The following is a 19,953-nucleotide window of genomic DNA, read 5'->3' on the forward strand; positions in this document are numbered from 1 at the left end:
CGGGTTAATTCCATGTTCTGTCCTCCTATCGCCTTTTCAATACAACCCATCCTTTTTCCACCTGGCGGCTGTTGCCCTTGTGCAACGTCAATATGTAATAGTACGTGCCTTCATGGATGTCGCCCCCGCCCCACGAATTGTCGTAATCGCTGTCCCGGTAAACCTCGCCTCCCCAGCGGTTGAACACCACCAGCTCCGCCCGGTCAAACCCTTCGAGCCCAACGATTTCAAACCGGTCGTTCTGCCCGTCACCGTTCGGGGTGAAAATGTTGGTTACCTTCAGCGGATTGGCCACCACCGTCACCACCACACCGGCAACGTTGCTCCAGTTGCCGCCGCTGTCCTGCACCCGGTACGAGAACCGATCCTCCCCTACATACCCACGAGCGGATACATAGACCACCGTGCCATCAACGCCGACGGAAACCGTGCCGTGCTGCGGCTGGCTCACCAGCTCAATGGAAGCCGCATCCAGCGGATGGCTGCCTGCCACGTCGTTGGCCAGCACCGAGATAGTCAAAGCCCTGTTCGACGTCCCGCTCACCGCATCATCCAGCGCCTGCGGCGGGTGCACCGGTGTCGGCATTACCGTGCCCTCATTGTCTTCTTCATCCGGATCCGCTTCGTTCCCTTCAATCCGGGCAGTATTCCGGTACTCGCCGGAAGCGTTGACGGTCACCGTCATCCGCAGCGTCGCACGGCCGCCATTCCGGAGCCGGCCTACGCTCCATACCCCTGATCCTTCATTGTATGTACCAGCCGAAGCATCATACGAAACGAAGGTATATCCCGAAGGCAGTTTATCCAATACAGATACCCCTGTGGCATCGTCCGGACCGTTATTCACGACTTCCAGGGTAAACACAACGGTCTCCCCTACCAGCGGCGTTCGGTTGTCTACCGTCTTCATCACCGCCAGCCTTGACACAGGGGTTGCTGCCTGTTCCACCGGCAACGTCGGCGCACTGGCATCGACCGGGTCCGTACGGCGCTCCGGATCGACCACTACGGCCGTATTGGCTATTTCGGCAATGCCTATGGGGTCGCTGTCGACCACCACGTCGAAACGGACAGTCCTTGTGCCGCCCCGCGGAACGTCGGTCACCCATTCCAGACGGTTGCCTGCCGTGACGAATGTGCCGCCATTGTCCGCGGTGCCCGCTACGTATGACGTACCTGCCGGCATGACATCGCTGATTTCGAGCCCTGCGAGGTCAGCATCCCCAGTATTAACCACGGTGATGGTATAGGTCAGCACCTCGCCCGCCTGCGCCAGCCCGTCGCCGGAGGCATCCGCCACCGACTTGGTGGCTGCAAAGCCACGTGCCGCATCCACCGGTAATTCCGGCGCGGTTGCTTCCCGGGGTGTGCCCGACGGATCGGCCGGATCCGACACAACCGCCGTGTTGGCAATCACATCGATGCCCGTCAGGTCTGCCGCCACCGTCACCCCGAAGTTTACGGTGACGCTCGTTCCAAACGGAATATCCAGCAGCCAGTCTATCCGGCCGTTAGCATCATCAAACACCCCACCGTCAGCATCCGCACTTCCGGCCACGTAAGCCGTGCCGGTTGGTATCACGTCGCGGATGGTGACCCCAAGCAGGTCCACATCCCCGGTATTTTCCACCGTAATCGAATACGTCAGCTCCTCTTCCGCCTGCGCCAGCCCGTCACCTGAAGCATCCACTACCGACTTGGCGGCCGTGAAGGCAGCCCTTGCATCCGTCGGAAGCGTTGGCGACGATGCAGGCACGATTGTGCCGGCCGCATCCGTTACCGTAGCCGTATTGGCGATGCCCGGCAGCCCGGTCAGGTCAGCCGGTACACGCACATCGAACCGGACGTTGACAGATTGCCCGTAAGGCACGTCGACCGTCCATTCCAGGCGGTTGCCGCCCGCATCATACATACCTCCGTGGTCCGCACTGCCTTCCACGTAGGTTGTACCGGCAGGAAGGATGTCCGTGATGGTCACGCCCGTCAGGGCCACATTGCCGGTATTCGTCACCGTGACCGTATACGTCAGCACCTCGCCCGCCTGCGCCAGCCCGTCGCCGGAAGCATCCGCCACCGACTTGGTGGCTGTAAAGCCACGTGCCGCATCCACCGGTAATTCCGGCGCGGTTGCTTCCCGGGGTGTGCCCGATGGATCGGCCGGATCCGACACAACCGCCGTGTTGGCAATCACATCGATGCCCGTCAGGTCTGCCGCCACCGTCACCCCGAAGTTTACGGTGACGCTCGTTCCAAACGGAATATCCAGCAGCCAGTCTATGCGGCCGTTAGCATCATCAAACACCCCGCCGTCGGCATCGGCACTTCCGGCCACGTAAGCCGTGCCGGTTGGTATCACGTCGCGGATGGTGACCCCGAGCAGGTCCACATCCCCGGTATTTTCCACCGTAATCGAATACGTCAGCTCCTCTTCCGCCTGCGCCAGCCCGTCGCCGGAAGCATCCGCCACCGACTTGGCGGCCGTGAAGGTGCGCTCCGCACCTACCGATATCGTCACAAACGGTTGCTGCGTGCCGGCGACCGGATCGGCAACCAGCGCCGTATTGGTAATATCATCAAGACCAGTCACATCTTCAACAACCGTTACACTGAAACGCACATTTACCGTTCCTCCCGCGGGTACATTGATGGTCCACGCCACCTCATCGCCGGCAAAACTACCGCCCGTTGCCGTCGCGCTGCCATCGATATACGTTGTTCCCAACGGAATCTCATCCACAATGGTTACCCCCGTCAAATCGACGTCCCCGGTATTGGTCACGGCAATCGTATAGGTCAGGGCCTCGCCTGCCTGCGCCACGCCGTCGCCATTTGCATCGACGACCGCTTTCCTGCTGCTGAAGCTGCGGACCAGGTGCGTCAACGTCACCTCATCAAACACAGCACAACTGCCGTTGGTCACGGTCCAGCGCAGGGTCACGCTCTCGCCGGGTGCCACCGATACCGTTGCCGCAGGGTCGTTTACATCCGATACCGCTGTCGATGGCGTACCGGACACCACGCTCCATTGCCCCGCACCCAACGCCGGCGTTGCCGCCGCAAGCGTAAAGTCGGCGTCATTGACCTGGCTTTGATCGGCTCCCGCATCGGCGAACAGCTCATCGGCAACTACAATCTCCACCGCATCCGTCGGTGCAGATTCGCACGTCAGGCCACTGGCCGTCGCCACCGTAATCCGGCGGAACAGTGTTGTCACCGTCAGGGCCTCCGGTTGATAAGCCGCACCCGCGGCACCGGCCACCGGCAACCAAGATGCGCCGCCATCCGCAGACATTTCCCATCGGTATACGACGGTGCCCGTTCCTGTGCCTGCTGCCGTTGACATCAACTCAGCCGGCACTTCGCCATAGCAGATGGCCTGGTCGCTGCCAATGGTACCGGCGGTAGGCGTTTCATTGATGGTTAAGACGAATGACGATTCGGCCACACAGCCATCGACCGTCGTCGCATATTGGTACAACGTATAAGTACCCGTTACGGTAATCGTTTCCCCGATCTCATAGCGCGTACCCGCGCCGCCAGCCTCGGCATAATACGCCTTATCGCCGGTCAGGTTTGTACCGGTAATATCCGGTAAGGTAAACGCGCCGCATACCACCTGATCATCCAGCACATCGATTACCGGCAACGCATTGATGGTCAGCGTCACCGGCGTACGGCTCGTGCTGACGCATGTGCCATTGCTGGCTTCGGCAAAAAACGTGACCGTTCCCACGCTATTCAAGGTCGGGCTCGCCACCACATTGCCGCCCGTTGGCGCATCATACCACGTGATGGTTACCTCAGCAGGTGCGGTAGCGGTCGCCGTCAATGTCTGCAACGGAGCAGTCGCACATTCGGCAATATCCCCACCGCTCACCGGCGCATCGGGTACAATCGGAGCTTCGTCAACCGTCACCGATACCGGTTCAGCCTCGCAGTCGATTGACACAGACCGCATCTGCACCAGGTATTCGCCCGGCGCCACATCGTTGAAGATCTCCGACTGCTGATACGTGGGTGTACCACCGACGGGGTAAACCGCATATTCGTAATCCGGATTTTCCGGCAATATAATCTGTCCCAACGGACTGTCGCAATCCGGCTGTATGACCACCGGCATATACGTCGTTGGCCGATCGCTGATGGTCACTTCCCGCACATCGCTTACACAATCCGACACCGAAACGTGGCGGGCGGTGACGTTATACGTCCCCGGCGCCACATTTTCGAAGACGGGATCAGTTTGGTAATCCACGCCGTTGATCGAATACTCAAATCCCGTCCCCACGGGATTCGTTACCGTGATGGTCCCCGTCCCATCCGGCGCACAGTCCGGATGGATAAGCGTTACCACCGGTCGGTCCACGAACTGAACCACCACCGGCATCGTCGTACGACATCCGGTTGCGGGGTTCGTCCCGGTTATGTAATACGTACCCGATTCGGTAACAGCCGCCGGATTGGCCAGCACGTCAGTACCCGCGGCGTCGGTATAATAGGCATAGGTGAGCCCCACATCACTCCCTTCGGTGACGGCCGCGGCCGTCAGGTCTATGGTTGATCCGGCGCACGCCACGGCTGGGTCGGTAATGACCACCGTCGGCAGCGCGTTGATAGTCAGCGTCACGGCCGTACGCGTCAGGCTGGCCAACGTGCCTTTTCGCGCCTCCGCATAGTACGTCACCGTACCAACGGCATCCAAGCTTGCGTCGGCAACGACATTCCCCCCTGTCGGGGCATCGTACCACACGATGGTCGTTCCATCAGGCACGGTAGCCGTGGCGGTCAGCGTCTGCAGCGGGCTCTCCGCACACTCCTCCTGGTCGCCGTCGCTGATCGGCGCAGCCGGCACAGACGGCAAGCCGGGAGTAGTTGCCGTATTGTCGGCATCGTCCGGGTCTTCCGTATCGCTGCTTACCGCAGCGGTATTGCTCAAATCTTCCGTATAGTCAGCCGGTGTCTGCACCGTTATTTCATAGGTCACCACCGCACCGCTCGGCAATACGGCAATCGTCTCATTGAGGTCGCCGTTGCCGGATGCATCCGGCAACGTCGCCGTTCCGGTGGTCACGGTTGCCGTCCACCCTGTAATGGCCGTACCCGCAGGCGCCGTATCGGCGATGACCACTTCCCGGGCATCGCTTGGCCCGTCGTTGGTCACCGTAATGGTATAGGCAACCGCCTCACCCGGTATATAGCTTTCCTGCGTTCCGGGGTTCACAACTTTGGCAACGGATACCGAAGCCTCCGGCGCAGCGGGCAGGGGTGCGGTCGTACATGCGTCGCAGTCCGGTTCCGGGTCTGGGGTCGGTGAGGTCACCTCCACCGTATTGCTCAGGTCGGCCATCCGGCCGGATTCCGTTGCCAGCGTTACTTCATACACCACCGTAGCCCCATCGGGCAGCAATGCGATGGTTTCAGCCAGGTTACCCGTGCCCGATGCATTGGGTAGATCGACGGTACCCGCAGTCACCGTCGCTGACCAAGCCGTCATCTCGGTATCCTCGGGCGCTTGGTCCGTCACCACCACGTTCACCGCGTCGTCCGGTCCGTTGTTGGTCACCGTAATGGTGTACACCACCTCTTCGCCGGGCACATACGCCTCCTGGTCGGGGTCTTTCAATGCTTTTACGACGACCAGATCGGCGCTATCCCGGGCTATCAGAATGGTATCCAGCACCATACAACCATCGGGAAAATCCACTTTGATGGCATATTCACCCGGCTCGGTCACCACCAGCTCATCAGCCGTGCCGACGACTATGCCGTCTTTCTTCCATTCGTAGCGGGACAATGGCGATCCGAAGAAACCAGCCGTGGAAATCGTATACGGAAATTCCGCATCAGCCAGGCTGATGTCCGGCCCCAGGCCTTCGATCGGCGAAGCCCCATCATAAGGCGCGATGTCCCAACCGGTGCTTCCCCCGAGGTCGAGGCTGTGCGACCCGGCAGCAAACTCCGCACCGCCGACAGCGGCAATGGCTTGCAGACGAACATAATCGAAGTCCACGGCGCCCGACGCTTTAATTACCGTGGCAACCGCCGATGCGTTGCTGCTCCATATTTCGGTAAGCTGGCAGGGGGTACCGCTGCCAAACCAAGCGTTGGTAACGGTGGTATTCGTCCCCGACGTCAACATATACCGGCTTCCGGGGAAGAAGATCAGCGTGCCGATGGTATTGCCCGTTCCGTAGATCGCCCCCCCTCCTTTATACTCTACGGTATCCAGTTGATTGTTCGTACCATTGATACCGATTCCGGAAATCACATTCGTTTGGGTAAAGGTGATTTTGCCGGCGACGATGTCTGAAAAACGGGCATGGTCCTGACCGGTCCCGCCGATATTCACCTGGTGATATGTGAATCCCTGGGCAATAAACTGGACGGTATTGATTACCGCATCAGACACATCAAGCATACGGTTGGCCGTAGGGCCGCTGTATCGCCAGAGCCCGGCGAGATTGACCGTACTGCCGCTGATATCCACAGCGTTGTTGTTGCGATTTTCATTGTCAATCGCGTTTACCGTCAACGCAATCCCCGAAGCGATCAGCGCCCCTTCATACAGGAAGATATCGGTCTGGTTATTTGAATAATCGTTCGCGATGGTAAAAGACCCGCCCGGCTTCCGCAGTTCCAAATCAAAATTACCCAGCGTCTGGCCCGTCATGACGGTTGCAGCCGCCCCCCTTAATTGGAAGGTCGCATTCAGGGTCACTGCCGGGTTCAGCACGATGCTTTCGCCCCATGCCTCCATGTTCCAGGCCGCGTTCCTATTCAGAATCGGATTGTTTGCCGCGCCTGTCCAATCCATATTCCGGAAATAAGCATTCCCATTGTTTACGGTGATCGTCCGTGAAGCCGCTGTTGTACCAAACCCACTGTTGGCGTCAAAATACACATCATTCGCAACCGTTGGCACACAGGCGCCACCGGGACCGCCCGACTCGGTACTCCAATGCGAGGCGTCGTTCCAGTCGCCGCCCCCCCCAATCCAATAGCGGGCATCGCCGTCCGAAGGGATGATGGTCCAACCTGCGTTGCCCCCGGCATCCGCCCCCGAAAACGCGATGGGGAGCGTCAACGTACCACCCCCGCCCGAGGCCGTGATGTTCTCCATGTACACATTCGCCACATCCACGTCGGCATCGGCACCGAAAACAATGGTGCTGCCTGTCCCCAAGCTCCTGATCTCACCCAGGCCACTGCAATCGGGATGCACGGCCCTGAAGTATTCGTTGATGGTATTGCTCCCCTGAGCAAGCCATAGGTTACGGTTCTCACCTGTTATCAGCGAATCAATCACGTTGCCAGTCCCCGCAATCGCCCCCTGTCCCATAAATTCCAGCCGTTCGATGATGTTGCCCCCATCGATACGGGCAGCGGTGACCAACGACGGATTACTGAAGAGCAGTTCCCTGAAGCCGGTCTGGGTAACCGAAAAATTATCCGTATTGAGCGATCCGGTTGTTACATCGACCGCATCATACGTCACCATTCCCGCCACATATATCGAACCCGTAATGGTCAGCTTCGAATTATCCGCTTCCAACGTTTTATTACCAGCCCTATATTCCCACCTGTTGACGGTAATGTCCGATCCCTGCATATCCACATGCCGTCCATTGGAAACATTACTGGTGAAGATATTGATATTTACGGCCTTTCCTGCTAAATTCAGATGCCCCCTGTTCAACTGAAAGGATCCCGACGGATTTGTCCAATCATCTGTCAAGGTCACACCACCGGCCAATGGATCCTCTGCCGACTTTCGAACCAAGATGCGGTTGTTTCCTTTCGTGCTTCCGTTGGTGGTAAAGGTCACCGCTTCTGTTCCCCGCATATCCAGCATGCCATTCATGGTCACATTCGGGTTCAGTACCACCGAACCATATACTTGCATGTAAAAGTTGCCGCTCACCGAGAAAATCGGACTGCCCGAGATACCGGCCGCCCAAGTCATGTTCCGGCAGTAGGTATTGCCCGTGGTGGCTACGGTCCCTCCACCGTTCAATCCACTATTGCCGTCGAACACCACGTCGTCCTCGATGAATGGGATACAGGCCCCTGGGTCACCGCCGCTCTCTTCACTCCAATGGTTGCGGTCGTTCCAATCACCCGGTCCGCCCACCCAATAGAGCGTACGGCTGGCGGCGGTGGGCGTATTAATGATAAAGCCCGTATTCCCTTCGTTATCGATTCCGTTGACGGTCAATGGCACAAGGCTGCCCGTTGCGGCCATGTTGGTCAACAATACATTATCGATTTCGGCCACCGCTCCAGCGGCAAAATTAATCGTACCGTCGGAAGTTCCGGTGATTTCTGTAAATCCGTCACAGGGCGCCCCTCCCGCCCGGAAATACTTATTGATGGTAATCGTCCGTCTGACCCATATATCCTTGTTAGGCGCAACCAACAACGTATCAAAAACATGACCGCCGTCGTCGATGATATTCAAAGTCCCTGCTATTTCCATGTACCCTATCACATTGTTCGCACCTCCAACCGTGCCGTTTCCGGCAATGGTCACATAGTTTATCTGATTGTTGCCCGACCTGACGTGCCCGGCCCCCATAAAAACCAAGGAATCCACCACGTTATTCGCATGGATACGCGCATTAGACGTCGGTGATGTATTGGTGAACACCAATTTTCTGAACGTGGTGTTGTTGACGCCGTACAGATCGTTATTGGGGCTGGCCGTTGCGGCCTCCATGGTATCGTATTCACCACCGTCCACAAACAGCCGCAGACCGATCTTAAAGATGGACCCGTCGGTATCCATCGTTTTGTTGCTGCCCGTAAAGTAATAATTCCGCGTGGTGGTCAAAACCCCACCAGTAATGTCCAGGTGCCGGTTGTTGTTGTTTTGGCTGGTGAAATTATATACAGATACCGTTTTGCCAGATGCATTCAAATACCCCTCGGTAAGCGTAAGGCCATGGTTATTATCAGACGTACTTCCGGTATAAATCAGGTCGTCCAGTAGGGTCAATCCACTTCCGGGCTTATTGATATTGATGTTGAAGATCCCTGTAAAACTGCCGTTGGTGGTCAACGTAGCCGGGGCACTGCCGGTAAACTCAACATTGACGTTGCCGATGTACCCCATCGAGGGCTGCAAGATCAGGTTACCGGAGATGAACAATGTGCTTGCCCCCCCGCGCGACAAAAGCGGATTATTGGCCACTCCGGCTTCCCAAGTCATGTTATTACAAAACGCGTTGGTATTAAGCGTAACGGTCCGGTTGGCCGCTGTGAATCCACTGTAACTCCCAAAAAAAACATTGTCGGTAGCCGAAGGCACAATACTGGGTGTACTGCCTGTGGGGCTTCCCAACCGCCAGTGGTTGGCCAGGTCACTCCAGTTTCCTCCACCGCCTACCCAGTAATAGTCGTCCGCGTAGAGCTGGGATGTAAAAAAGAAAAGGACACAAACAAGTAAGTTTCTTCTCATGGGTAATGTTGTAAGGGTTCGCAAACGTTTTCTATGATTTAGGCTAAGAAACCAAGACCATATTTTAGATAGACACTCAACGTATTGATGCTGCAAACATAACCGGGCTCAGGAAGGGACACAATCGTATTTCTTGGAAATAAAAGTCATACATTTTCGCTAGTGCATCGTAAATTTTCTATCAAACAACTCAACATCAAGATAGTAACCCCTAATTAATTTGATTAATTATCAATCAAGTAACTAAAAAATTAGAGTAATAACAGATTGATACTTTGGGAGTAATGCCCGAAATTAAATAACTTTACACCACTCTTCTATTAGGAAAATTTCGATACTGAAGAATTGCTGGATACTGAATGATTACTCGATGTTTATTACAACCGTGACCGTTTCAAACCGTTTGATTTGCCGAATATTTCTTTTATGTGTGACGTTGCTGCTCATTGTGCAACTCCCTCGCGCTAATACCTCAAATAACGGATACCTAATTAAACAGTACACGGATGAGCATGGCCTCCCTCAGAACAGCATTAAAGGAATCGGACAAGATAATCTGGGGTTCGTTTGGTTGATCACCGAAAAAGGACCGGTTCGCTATGATGGGGATGGCCTGTTCAGGACGTTCGACGACTTGTCTACCAAGTTAAAAAGCGACCGTATGGTCGCCCTTTATCGAGGATCGCAGCCCAATGAATTCTGGGCTCAGAGCGAATTCAACGAAATGATCTTATTGAAAGACGGCAAACCAACCACATCCGAGAAGCCACTTTGGGGCGTGCTCCAAAAGCTTCGCTCCATCCGCGAAAAAACATTGTATCATAGCGTCCGCCTTCCACCGAGCTATCCCGACTACACGCCACAACACTTGGTCGTTCCGGATGGCGCTGGCGGAGACTTTGTCATATCCTCTGATTCGATATCCGTCTTTCCGCCATTCCACATGAGTCCTACAGCATCCATACCTTTTGCCGACGCAAATCCCTGGCAGTTTGCCAGTCTCCACGGAAAGCTATATTACTTCGAGGGCATCCGTCAATACACGGAAATCAATAAAGAAGCCTGCGTTGCCAAAAAAAACATTGGAGGCGATCTGTCGGATTTACCCAATTCGACTCCATTTAATCTTTACTGGAATCCCGTATCTAATCAGTTGTTTGTTTATGCGGCCAACAGTTTATATCGCCTCGCAGAAACCGAAGACGGAAATTTGTCCGGCACGCTATTACTGACAGGGTTCGATTTCCGGCAGCATGACATCATCGCTGTCCATCACCTGGCGTCCGAAGGACAGATCCTATTGGGCAGCGAAACAGATGGACTATTCGTCATCCAGAAACGGTTCTTTACCCCCTTAACGATAGATCTTCCCCATGCTAATAATGTGTTCTATACGCAGGCACTTTTACCCAATGGATCGCTGCTGTCAGACCACGGTGCAATATTTGACAACGATGGTACGCTAAAGCGTGCGCTACCATTGGTCGGTAAAAAGCATCAGAGGGGTCAGATCATCGGTCCCGGAGAGACAATCTGGATTCTCCTTAAAGACACCATCATGATCCTGTCGCGGGATGCGAGCCGTATCGTTGACATAAAGCCAAATCCGATGCAGCTAAAATATATCTATAAGGATGACTCAGCGCGTTACTGGCTAGGAGGAGAAGAAAACCTACTGGCGTATTACGACGCAAGTCGTGACACCTTTGTTGTCCGAGCCTCCTTGCCCAGCGCCATTACGTATATTGAACGGGCAGACGACTCAGTCCTGTTCATTGGCACCCGAAAAGGCTTATTCTCGTACAACACCGTAAGCACTACAGTCACCGGCATTCCCGCTTTTGGAGACATGCATATCCGCAGCATCCGAAGAGAATCGGACAGACGACACTGGGTAACAACGTACCAACATGGTTTTTTTCTATACGAAAACGGGCATATAACAGCTTTCCCGCTAGACAAAAACAGGCACCTGACTACTTCCCACTGTACCTTGGAAGACGACAATGGTTTTATTTGGATAAGCACCAATAAAGGGTTATTCAAGGTTAGCAAACAACAATTGCTCGACTACAAAAAAAACAACAGCGAAACGCCTTTTTACTTTTATTATAATAAAAATTGGGGATTCGACAGCAACGAATTCAACGGGGGATGCATGCCTTGTGCCATCAAACTGCCAGATGGCCGTTTCTCATTCCCTTCACTACGCGGCTTAGTACAATTCGATCCGATGACTATCATCGACGAATTTCCGGACGATGCGATTATCCTCGACAAAGTATCACTTAATGGCGATCCCCTACGTATTGGCGACACCATCCAAATTCCACGTAATTTTTCCAGACTGGACATTAAGATCGCTACCCCGTTTTATGGAAACCCACACAATATGGAAATTGAATATATGCTAGACCGTAGTGACAAGCCGTCAAGCGAATGGCTACCATTCAACGGGATTCATAACTCCCTGTCGATAAATAACCTTTCCTCCGGCAGCCATCTGCTCCGGATTCGCATGCGAAGCGGGCTAACCCTGAGAGATTTCAAATATGCCAATTTCCGTCTCCATGTACAGCCTTTGTTTCACGAAACCTGGTGGTTTACCGCTATTTTCTGCATGAGCATCGGATTGATCTTTTGGCTGATGATCTATGTCCGGACCAAGCTTGTTCTCAAACAAAACCGGTTGTTAATCCAGAAGGTAAACGAGCGGACCGAAGACCTTAAAAAACAATACGAATGGCAGCAGCACCTATCGGCATCGATTACCCATGACATCAAAGCACCACTCCATTATGTCGTCCAAACGCTACATGCCATGCAATCCAGGGCAAAAGCACAACGGATCACATCCGGCGAAATCCAGCAAATCTATCATGCCACGCAGCACATTTATCAATACTCAAACAACCTGACAAACCTATCGCGCATTATGCGCACCAAAGAATGGCTGGTGCTGCGCGATGTTTGTTTACATCAGGTTGTCCAAAGCCAGGTCGACATCTTCCTACCGATCGCAAAACTCCGCGGCAATACCATTACCAATGAAATCCCGCAGGACACCGTCATCAATGCGCATGCAGATATCCTATCTGTCATCATCCACAATATCCTTGACAATGCCATTAAATTTACAAAGGGGGGCCAGATCACGATCAGTGTGGAGAACATGGCCGCCGGTTTGGTTTCCTTCAGCATTTCTGACACCGGGGTAGGGCTGCGCCCCGAGCAAGTGGCTTATTATAATACCAACCAGCACGTGCCGACAAACCGCAATGCTTTGGAAAAAGAAACCGGCTTTGGCCTCATGTTAGCTAAGGATATGGCCCAGCTGATCAATGCAGAAATGCACATTCGGAGTGTGTTGGGCAAAGGCACTACGATTGTATTTGCGTTACGCCAAAATCATGCAACCGGAATTTATCAATCAATTCCGTGATGTTATTGACACGAAGCTTTTCGTAGATTTTACTCTTGTAAGTGCCTACGGTCGATGTGTGGAGAAACAGCAGCTTGGCAATTTCGCCTACTCCCTTTCCTTCCGCCAGCAAACGGCATACTTCCAATTCCCGGTTAGTCAAGCTCCCTATCGGATTTTCCGTTGCTTTCTCGCCCGCGGACATCCGCTGCTCCAGGATATGCGCTTTGACGTCGTTGCTAAGATACTTCTTCCCTTGACATACCATATTCAGCGCCTCGCGGATAGTTATTTCATTACTATTCTTCTGCAAGTACCCATCAGCACCCAAGTCAATATAGCGAAGCGCATAAAGTAGTTCTTCATAAGCAGACAGCACGAGTATCTTCACATGGGACTGAAGGCCCCGGATCGTTTTGATCATATCAAAGCTATTTCCTCCCGGAATATTGATATCTAACACAACGATATCAATAAATTTCGAAGACAACAGCCGCAACAATTCGGGCATGGTATCCGCAAAAGACACAACCGTTTCAGGCATCCACTCCTGAATGATATATTTCATTCCCAATCGCACAGCGCTGTGATCATCAACAACAGTAATGTGTAACGGCATTGCTGGTAGCAGGTTTGTTCGCCCGATAAAGGTAGCAAGTTTATCGTATAATTCAGCAACATTGGCTTTCCAAATTACCGAATATCGCAAATCAAAACAAGGTGACATCGGCCAACAGACGCCATGGAATCTGCCATGGATGCATTAGCATACCTCGAAAACTGCAAATCAGCCCCGGAATCCCTGCCTGACCTCATTTTTCTGGACATCAATATGCCGCAGATGAGCGGCTTCGATTTACTCGGCGAATATCAAAAACTTCCCGAGGAAATACAGAAAAGATGCATCATCGTCATGTTGTCGTCTTCATTGCATCCGGAGGACAGGCAGCGTGCCATGGAAAGTCCATTTGTTCACAAATTTATCAGTAAGCCGATAAGTGCCAGTAAGCTGGCTGAACTTCGCCATTGATATTTGCCGTTGAGCTTCTGGCTCAGGGTTAGGCACCATGGTGCGTTTGCTCACGCCGTCTTTGCTCCCCTCGCATTCGTACGATGCATCCGATACCTTTTCGGTTCAGGCTTCCCAAGGTCCACTTACGGTAACGGTCAATACAGGAATCCGAATAACCATAATGGAATTCTCCGTGCTGTCCCGTATTCGATATCATCTATAGCAAGGTAGCTATCGTCGCTTGCAGCGATTTGTTTGGCCCCTTTGCTTTTGCCCCCCACTTCGACCGTATATCGATTATCAATAAGAAAATCGCCTCTTTTGGGATAGGTAATTCGATGGCCAGCACCCACTAGCTGCGTATAAAAGAAGGTTTCCCTTAGATTCCCTTTGTTGGGCTGTCCATTAGCCAATGCCATAATAAGGCTGGTGTTGTGTAGGAAAACCTTCTCGGGCTTGTTCATCAGGCTTATACCAAACGAGGCACTCCTCAAATTGAATATCAGCTGCGCCTTCTCCAATAGGTTAAGCATTTCCAGCAACCTGCTTCTCGACGTGCCCACCTGCTCGGCAAGCCGGGTGATATTGGGTGTAAATGGCACCGCGGTGGAGAGGATATAAAGCAGTTTCTTCAATTTGGCCTGCGTACCTGGCTCGATTGACTTGGCTTCCGGCAAATCGTAATCAATGATGACATTAATCAGCTGGTTGAGCCGCGTCAGGTAGTCCGCTTGTCCCTCCAAGAAAAATGGATAGGCTCCAAATGTTATGTATTCCTGAAACGATTTCAGCGGTGATTGCAATTTGCCTTTCAGCTCATCCACCAATTGTGAATGGCTTTCGAGCACATCAACAAGTGTAAAAACAGGCAGTTCCACAGCGTCTTTAAGCGAGACGAATTCACGAAGGGAAAGTTCCGGCAGGTGGTACCGAAGTAACCTTCGGCTCAGATCGGCCTCTGACCGTTGTAACGCAATGATGGACGATCCCGACACCGCCAGCCGCAACTTCGGATAAAAATCATAAAGGTTCTTCACCTCCCGTTGCCAATCGGTGTATTTGTGCACCTCATCCAAAAAGAGGTATCTCCCGCCCTGCTGGTAAAAGCGCTCAGCAACTTCCGTCAATGTATGCTGTTTGAAATACAGGTCGTCTGCCGAGAGGTAAAGGGTTTCGTCTAAGGGAAGATTCTCCTTAATATGTTGGAGCATTAAGGTCGACTTGCCTGTGCCGCGCGCGCCTTCAATGCATACTGCGCGCGCCTCCCAGTTGATTTCGTTTGCTAATTTACGAACAAACTTACTTTCTATTTGGCTCAGTAATGACCGATATTTATTGATTAGTGATTCCATTGTACCTTCAAAGATACGAAAACAAGACATAAACGTATCACCTGCGATACAAAAACAAGACAAAATCGTATCATGTAAGATACGATCCCAGCCCGAACAGCGCCCCCACCGACGGAAAAGAAACGTTATGCCATCAATTTATCGATTCGTCTTTTATTCGCTTGTTGCAACAGAGACGGGTATAGATTCAGTGCGACATTGACAAGCATCAATAGCAGTCCAAATTGGACGTTGCCCGCGATGAATTTCATCAATGCAATGATGACGACGAAGACAAAGCCCGCCAAATGACTTATTTCTGAGATCGTCATCTCTTTCCGCAGCTCGTTTAAATCGGTCGCCGCACATTTATTTTTCAGGTGGATTTTTTGATTGAAGTATTTGAAAAACGTGTTTTTGACGATCCACTTAAAAGTTCCAAGGCCAATGCGTTTATTCAGCGTTTCGTCTTTCAGTAAATTCAGCGTTGACAGGTTTTTGTAATACGGCAGTTTGCTCAACACGGCATTGACGATCAATCCCACGGTCCAGGAGGAAATTGTTATCGCAAAGCTGTACAGGACGTGAGTCATCATCGTTATTAAATGTAAGTGCTGAACTGATTGGCACCAAAAATAGTAAATCAAACGCATTCATGCTTGGATTCAAACTGGAAGGAAGGCAACGGAAAAAAATATCACTGCATGGCTGATGGTGAGTTCAAGGATGAAATCGGCGCGGGCTCGTCAAAATCATCGCTCATCCAAAGTTTACCTTTGAGTAGCCCCACCCTTCTTTTCACCGCATCTTTATCGGCACTGCGTAGTTTCTTACTCAAGATAAAATCCACGAAATCTTCCACTTCTTGCTGATAAGCGGGAGGAATCTTTTTTACTTTTTCCAAAAGCTGAAGCTGCCCCATGTTCACCGGATTAAACACCCAAAGATAACAAAATATTTCCTTTTAACTTTTTTCTTCTGCTCTTTACCATTCAATAGCCGTTAAATAAAACAATACTTCGTAGTTGTCGTAATGCCCATGTGAACCAGCGCAAAGAGCACGCTAGATCCGTAAACGGCTATTTTCAGCGCCCGGTTACGTTAAGGACTATCCACAATTTCCTGGGAATTTCTCAGAAATTTCCGGAAGTCTTCCGTAAAACATCGAACTGCTCTTCTCATGGCGTTATCAGGTGTTTTTTACTTAAAGACCTTACTCCGCTTTAATCAGCGCAATTGCTCGCTCCAACACCTCATCGCGCCCTTCTTTAATGCCCTGGATGGTGGGCTTCACCTCGATATCCGGTACGATACCGAACCGTTGGGTTTCGCCGCCGTCCGGATAGTATATGCCAATGCCGCTGATTACCGTACGGATACCGCCAGGGAGCACAATCGGCGATATATTGCCGTCGGCGCCTGCCGTTGCTGAGCCCATCACGATCGCATTGGGGTGTACTCGGTAGGCCATGGCGTGGTATTCTGCCGAGCTCAGCGACATTTCGTTGACCAGGATAACCACCTTTCCGTCGTATCGTTTGCCATTTACGGCACCTACACTCATCGGCGGATCTATTACAAAAAGGCCCGGCTGCTGCACACTTCCCCTGCTAATCGCCACAAACGGAATGGGATGGGGCATCAAGTACGCACTCAATTGGTGGATGATGAAATGCCTTGGATAATTTCGGGCATCGATGATCAGTCCTTTCTTATCTTTTAGCCGGTTCCAGTACAGCGGAAGGTCCTTTGCGTTAAACGAGCCGTTGTTGATATAGGCGACATCATCACCCATGACCTTGAAATCCATATCCTCCACGTAGAACAGGTTGTTGAATTTCAGCTCACCGGGCGCGTACGTCTTCAGCACCTTGGAAAACCGCCGGCCGTCCCTCGTGACGTCTATCCGGATGGTCGAGTCGTTACTGCGCAGCAGCATCGGACCGATGTCGCTCAGTTTCCGCGCGTAGTTCGAAGCCGGTACATACTTCAGCAGTTCTTCCGTACGGTCGGCCACGCGCTTGCCGTTCACGGCCGTGATCACATCGCCCACTTCCAGCCCCGTAGCCTTACCCCATTCGTCGTGCCGGTATCCGGTTACCACGGCCTGTTCTTCTACAAAATGCACATCCACCGGCGCATGCCGCTCGCCGAAGAACCTATTCAGTACCGGATGGTTCCGTATCGAAGCATGCGTATCGTGTACCCGGCCGATCAATTCAAGCAATGTCAGCACGTATCCCTCCATATCACCCGCCGTCGCAAATTTCGGCACGAACTCGCCCAGCACATCTTTCCAATCTTCTTCGATGAGATTTTTATAGGGAAAAAAATACTGAATCATGTTCCAATACCGGTATAAGGCCAGCAGGCGCATGCCATCATCGGCCGGCACCATCCGCTCATAGGCCGTCTCATTCTTGAAATCGGGATTGCCCACATTCGGCATCATGCCAACGTAGTAATGGCTGCCCGTACGTTTGGCCTGCCGGATATCCGTCAGCAAGGCCGTCAGCGCATTCGAAAATCCGGATGTCGTTATCCAATCCAGGTCCGGTTGCAGCTTCGCCGTTACGGCTGGCTCGTCACCGCCCTTTTCTACCGGCCCCAGTTTCTGTATCCATTCCACCAGTGCATCATCCCTTTCCGTATTATTTTGAGCCGCCAATACAGTTGGTAATATGCGAAACAGCTCGTAATCCCAATTTACCGCGCCGCTGCCCACCGTGGGGTGGTAATATTTCACAAAGCCCCAGATCAACCCCAGCGCCTTCAGGTCCTGCGCTTGCTTTCCGCTCAAATCGGGCAGGTTGATGGTAGACCCCGTGTCAAACGCCGTATCCCGCTTTGCGGCCGCTTTCTCCAGTGGCGCCACGGTTGCAATATCTTTGCCATCGATGGTCACCGCAAGCCCGTCCACCCATAGCTTACCCTTTCCCGTCAACAGCGCTCCCAACACGATCCGTTCCGTTCGTTCAGGGGCCATATCCAGCGTAAACTCATAGCGTTTCCAATCCGTGGTACCCGAAATCTGCTCCTGCTGCATATTATTGAAGGCGATTTGCGGGTCGATCCGCATCCATAAACCCGCATACCCTTCCACGTTTTCTGTCTTGATGTATCCGGAAAGGGTGATTTTCTTGCCAGGATAATTTTCTGGCAGCACGAATGTCCATGTGTCGAAGGTCGGTTGCTCCCCGATAAATTCGAGCACCGCCGAATAGTTGCCGCTCTTAGTGACAACCGAGTCAAGCGATCGCCGATAGTCCTTATTGCCGTTGCCCACCCAGCCTATCGGGCTACCGGCGACTACCTGTTCAAAATCCAGGTTATACGTTGGATTTGAGCGCCGTGATTGGCACGTGCCCGATACCGCAAAAGCGAGCAGTAACAAAAAGAAAGTGGCTTTTTTCATGGTGAAACCGGCTTACGGACGGAACTTGATTAATTTTACGATGCAAGATAAAAAATAGCCTGTTAATGTGCAAATGAAACCGATCGACAAAATTGAACGTTTCGAGAAGATTGACTTAAGGGCTGTCCCGGCAAATCGCCCCGGCTGGATTCGAAACAATTTCCCTAAGCGGCCTGTTGTATTCGACGGAGCTGCTGGCAAACCGGCTCCTATCGGAATCAAAATCAAAGCATCATGAATCTATTCAAAAAAACTCTTCCGCCGTTAGCTGGCTCGCTCGTACTTAACCTCGTTCACGAACTCGCCAGAAACCGGGTAGAAAAAGCACCCGAAATTAACAAAATCGGCGAGGAAGCCATCGCCAACGTGTATAAGAAGGTGGGTGAGAAACCACCGACGGAAAAGAAGCGTTATGCCATGGCGATGGCCGGCGATTTGATAGCTAATACGGCTTACTACCGTATGGTAGCCGGCAAGTCAAAGACCGAGACATGGACAAAAGGATTGCTATTCGGTCTCGTCGCCGGCGTGGGCGCGCTTACCGCCACCGCGCCTTTGGGGTTGGATGATACCCCTGTGAACCGGAGTACCCGGACCAAGGCGATGACGGTGTTGTATTATACGCTTGGCGGCTTGGCTACCGCTGCGATATACCTTGCGTTAAATAAACACCGGGAGCGGCGCTGATTACATCCGCTTCTTCCTGATGCGGGACGCATACCAAAAGAGGTTGCCCTGTTGCAACCTCTTTTTGAGGGTTCTCATGCTTCATGCTGCCCTCACCGCGTTTCCGCGAACGCTTACCGTTGCTTTTTGCCCCATCGCTGCAGCAACCAGCTTACCACGAAGCTTACCGTGGCACCGATGGCGGCGAGCACGGCGGTCTTCAGCACGTCGTGCAGGCCCAGCTGGCCAAAAACGCTCAGCAGCGTACCGCCCGTGATACCGATGCCGAGCTGTTGGTTAGCTTTCATCATCGCCATCCTCCTGCTTTTTTGCCGCACCTTCCACCGCTTCCAGCATGCCGAGTGCCAGCGCCACGTACTTGGCCACGGTCAGCACCTTGGGCGGCAGCTTTACCGGTGCTGCAATTACCAGTTGGCTGGCCAGGGCCAGCGTTTCCTTAATCCGTTCGTATCGTGTCGGTTTTCCCGCTGCGGGTTGCCCGACTGTCTCTTGGTTTTCTTTCATTTTCTTATTGTTTTTTGTTTTTCGGTGATACAAAGAAGGGGTGCTGGGATGGGGTGCTGTTAGCAAGCCCAACGAAACTGTGACCCTCGCTTTGCTCACGCCACTAGGTTTCTCTTGGGTTTGCTA

The 19,953-nt window shown here is 52.7% G+C and carries 11 protein-coding genes; 3 read left to right on the forward strand and 8 right to left on the reverse strand.

The window, feature by feature from the left end; all coding sequences use genetic code 11:
• Window positions 1-25: 25 nt before the first annotated feature.
• On the reverse strand, window positions 26-9,457 hold the full coding sequence (locus B5X72_RS10975) for a DUF7507 domain-containing protein (RefSeq protein WP_079716922.1): 9,432 nt from the start codon (window positions 9,455-9,457) through the stop codon (window positions 26-28).
• Between the two features lie 370 nt (window positions 9,458-9,827).
• Between B5X72_RS10975 and B5X72_RS10980 the strand changes: the two genes are divergently transcribed.
• Window positions 9,828-12,899: a sensor histidine kinase gene (locus B5X72_RS10980; protein ID WP_079716923.1), complete on the forward strand. Its 3,072-nt coding sequence runs from the start codon at window positions 9,828-9,830 to the stop codon at window positions 12,897-12,899.
• On the opposite strand, the gene B5X72_RS10985 is transcribed toward B5X72_RS10980, so the two are convergent.
• Window positions 12,838-13,497 carry a response regulator transcription factor gene (locus B5X72_RS10985; RefSeq protein WP_176146165.1) on the reverse strand — a complete coding sequence of 220 codons (660 nt, stop codon included), beginning with the start codon at window positions 13,495-13,497 and terminating at the stop codon, window positions 12,838-12,840. The two genes, B5X72_RS10980 and B5X72_RS10985, sit on opposite strands and share 62 nt — an antisense overlap.
• A gap of 135 nt (window positions 13,498-13,632) precedes the next feature.
• Here B5X72_RS10985 and B5X72_RS10990 point away from each other — a divergent pair, with 135 nt between their 5' ends.
• A complete protein-coding gene (locus B5X72_RS10990) occupies window positions 13,633-13,908 on the forward strand; it encodes a response regulator (RefSeq protein WP_176146166.1) in 276 nt (91 codons plus the stop codon).
• Between the two features lie 137 nt (window positions 13,909-14,045).
• Here the strand turns inward: B5X72_RS10990 and B5X72_RS10995 are convergent, their stop codons facing one another.
• From B5X72_RS10995 to B5X72_RS11010, 4 genes are all read right to left on the reverse strand, one after another.
• Window positions 14,046-15,242 carry an ATP-binding protein gene (locus tag B5X72_RS10995; RefSeq protein WP_176146167.1) on the reverse strand — a complete coding sequence of 399 codons (1,197 nt, stop codon included), beginning with the start codon at window positions 15,240-15,242 and terminating at the stop codon, window positions 14,046-14,048.
• Between the two features lie 125 nt (window positions 15,243-15,367).
• A complete protein-coding gene (locus tag B5X72_RS11000) occupies window positions 15,368-15,817 on the reverse strand; it encodes a glycosyl-4,4'-diaponeurosporenoate acyltransferase CrtO family protein (protein WP_217698130.1) in 450 nt (149 codons plus the stop codon).
• 101 nt (window positions 15,818-15,918) lie between these two features.
• Window positions 15,919-16,143, reverse strand: coding sequence for a type II toxin-antitoxin system VapB family antitoxin (gene vapB / locus B5X72_RS11005; RefSeq protein ID WP_079716927.1), 225 nt, complete (start codon window positions 16,141-16,143; stop codon window positions 15,919-15,921).
• Between the two features lie 291 nt (window positions 16,144-16,434).
• Entirely contained in the window at window positions 16,435-18,636 is a 2,202-nt protein-coding gene (locus tag B5X72_RS11010) for a S41 family peptidase (RefSeq protein WP_079716928.1), read from the reverse strand.
• Between the two features lie 234 nt (window positions 18,637-18,870).
• Between B5X72_RS11010 and B5X72_RS11015 the strand changes: the two genes are divergently transcribed.
• The gene (locus B5X72_RS11015) at window positions 18,871-19,323 is read left to right on the forward strand and encodes a hypothetical protein (RefSeq protein ID WP_079716929.1); all 453 of its coding nucleotides are present in this window, start codon (window positions 18,871-18,873) and stop codon (window positions 19,321-19,323) included.
• A 113-nt stretch (window positions 19,324-19,436) separates the two neighbouring features.
• On the opposite strand, the gene B5X72_RS20780 is transcribed toward B5X72_RS11015, so the two are convergent.
• Both B5X72_RS20780 and B5X72_RS11020 read right to left on the reverse strand, forming a co-directional pair.
• Window positions 19,437-19,613: a hypothetical protein gene (locus B5X72_RS20780; RefSeq protein ID WP_176146168.1), complete on the reverse strand. Its 177-nt coding sequence runs from the start codon at window positions 19,611-19,613 to the stop codon at window positions 19,437-19,439.
• Window positions 19,600-19,827 carry a hypothetical protein gene (locus tag B5X72_RS11020; RefSeq protein WP_079716930.1) on the reverse strand — a complete coding sequence of 76 codons (228 nt, stop codon included), beginning with the start codon at window positions 19,825-19,827 and terminating at the stop codon, window positions 19,600-19,602. Before B5X72_RS11020 ends, B5X72_RS20780 begins: the two co-directional genes overlap by 14 nt.
• Between the last annotated feature and the right edge of the window lie 126 nt (window positions 19,828-19,953).

Origin of the sequence: Parapedobacter luteus (assembly GCF_900168055.1) — a bacterium.
GTDB classification, from domain to species: domain Bacteria; phylum Bacteroidota; class Bacteroidia; order Sphingobacteriales; family Sphingobacteriaceae; genus Parapedobacter; species Parapedobacter luteus.

Excerpts from the sequence above, each read along its gene's own strand:
- B5X72_RS10975 (WP_079716922.1), bottom strand. The coding sequence starts at position 9,457 with ATGAGAAGAAACTTACTTGTTTGTGTCCTTTTCTTTTTTACATCCCAG.
- B5X72_RS10980 (WP_079716923.1), top strand. The coding sequence starts at position 9,828 with ATGTTTATTACAACCGTGACCGTTTCAAACCGTTTGATTTGCCGAATA.
- B5X72_RS10985 (WP_176146165.1), bottom strand. The coding sequence starts at position 13,497 with ATGCCGTTACACATTACTGTTGTTGATGATCACAGCGCTGTGCGATTG.
- B5X72_RS10990 (WP_176146166.1), top strand. The coding sequence starts at position 13,633 with ATGGATGCATTAGCATACCTCGAAAACTGCAAATCAGCCCCGGAATCC.
- B5X72_RS10995 (WP_176146167.1), bottom strand. The coding sequence starts at position 15,242 with ATGGAATCACTAATCAATAAATATCGGTCATTACTGAGCCAAATAGAA.
- B5X72_RS11000 (WP_217698130.1), bottom strand. The coding sequence starts at position 15,817 with ATGATGACTCACGTCCTGTACAGCTTTGCGATAACAATTTCCTCCTGG.
- vapB (WP_079716927.1), bottom strand. The coding sequence starts at position 16,143 with ATGGGGCAGCTTCAGCTTTTGGAAAAAGTAAAAAAGATTCCTCCCGCT.
- B5X72_RS11010 (WP_079716928.1), bottom strand. The coding sequence starts at position 18,636 with ATGAAAAAAGCCACTTTCTTTTTGTTACTGCTCGCTTTTGCGGTATCG.
- B5X72_RS11015 (WP_079716929.1), top strand. The coding sequence starts at position 18,871 with ATGAATCTATTCAAAAAAACTCTTCCGCCGTTAGCTGGCTCGCTCGTA.
- B5X72_RS20780 (WP_176146168.1), bottom strand. The coding sequence starts at position 19,613 with ATGATGAAAGCTAACCAACAGCTCGGCATCGGTATCACGGGCGGTACG.
- B5X72_RS11020 (WP_079716930.1), bottom strand. The coding sequence starts at position 19,827 with ATGAAAGAAAACCAAGAGACAGTCGGGCAACCCGCAGCGGGAAAACCG.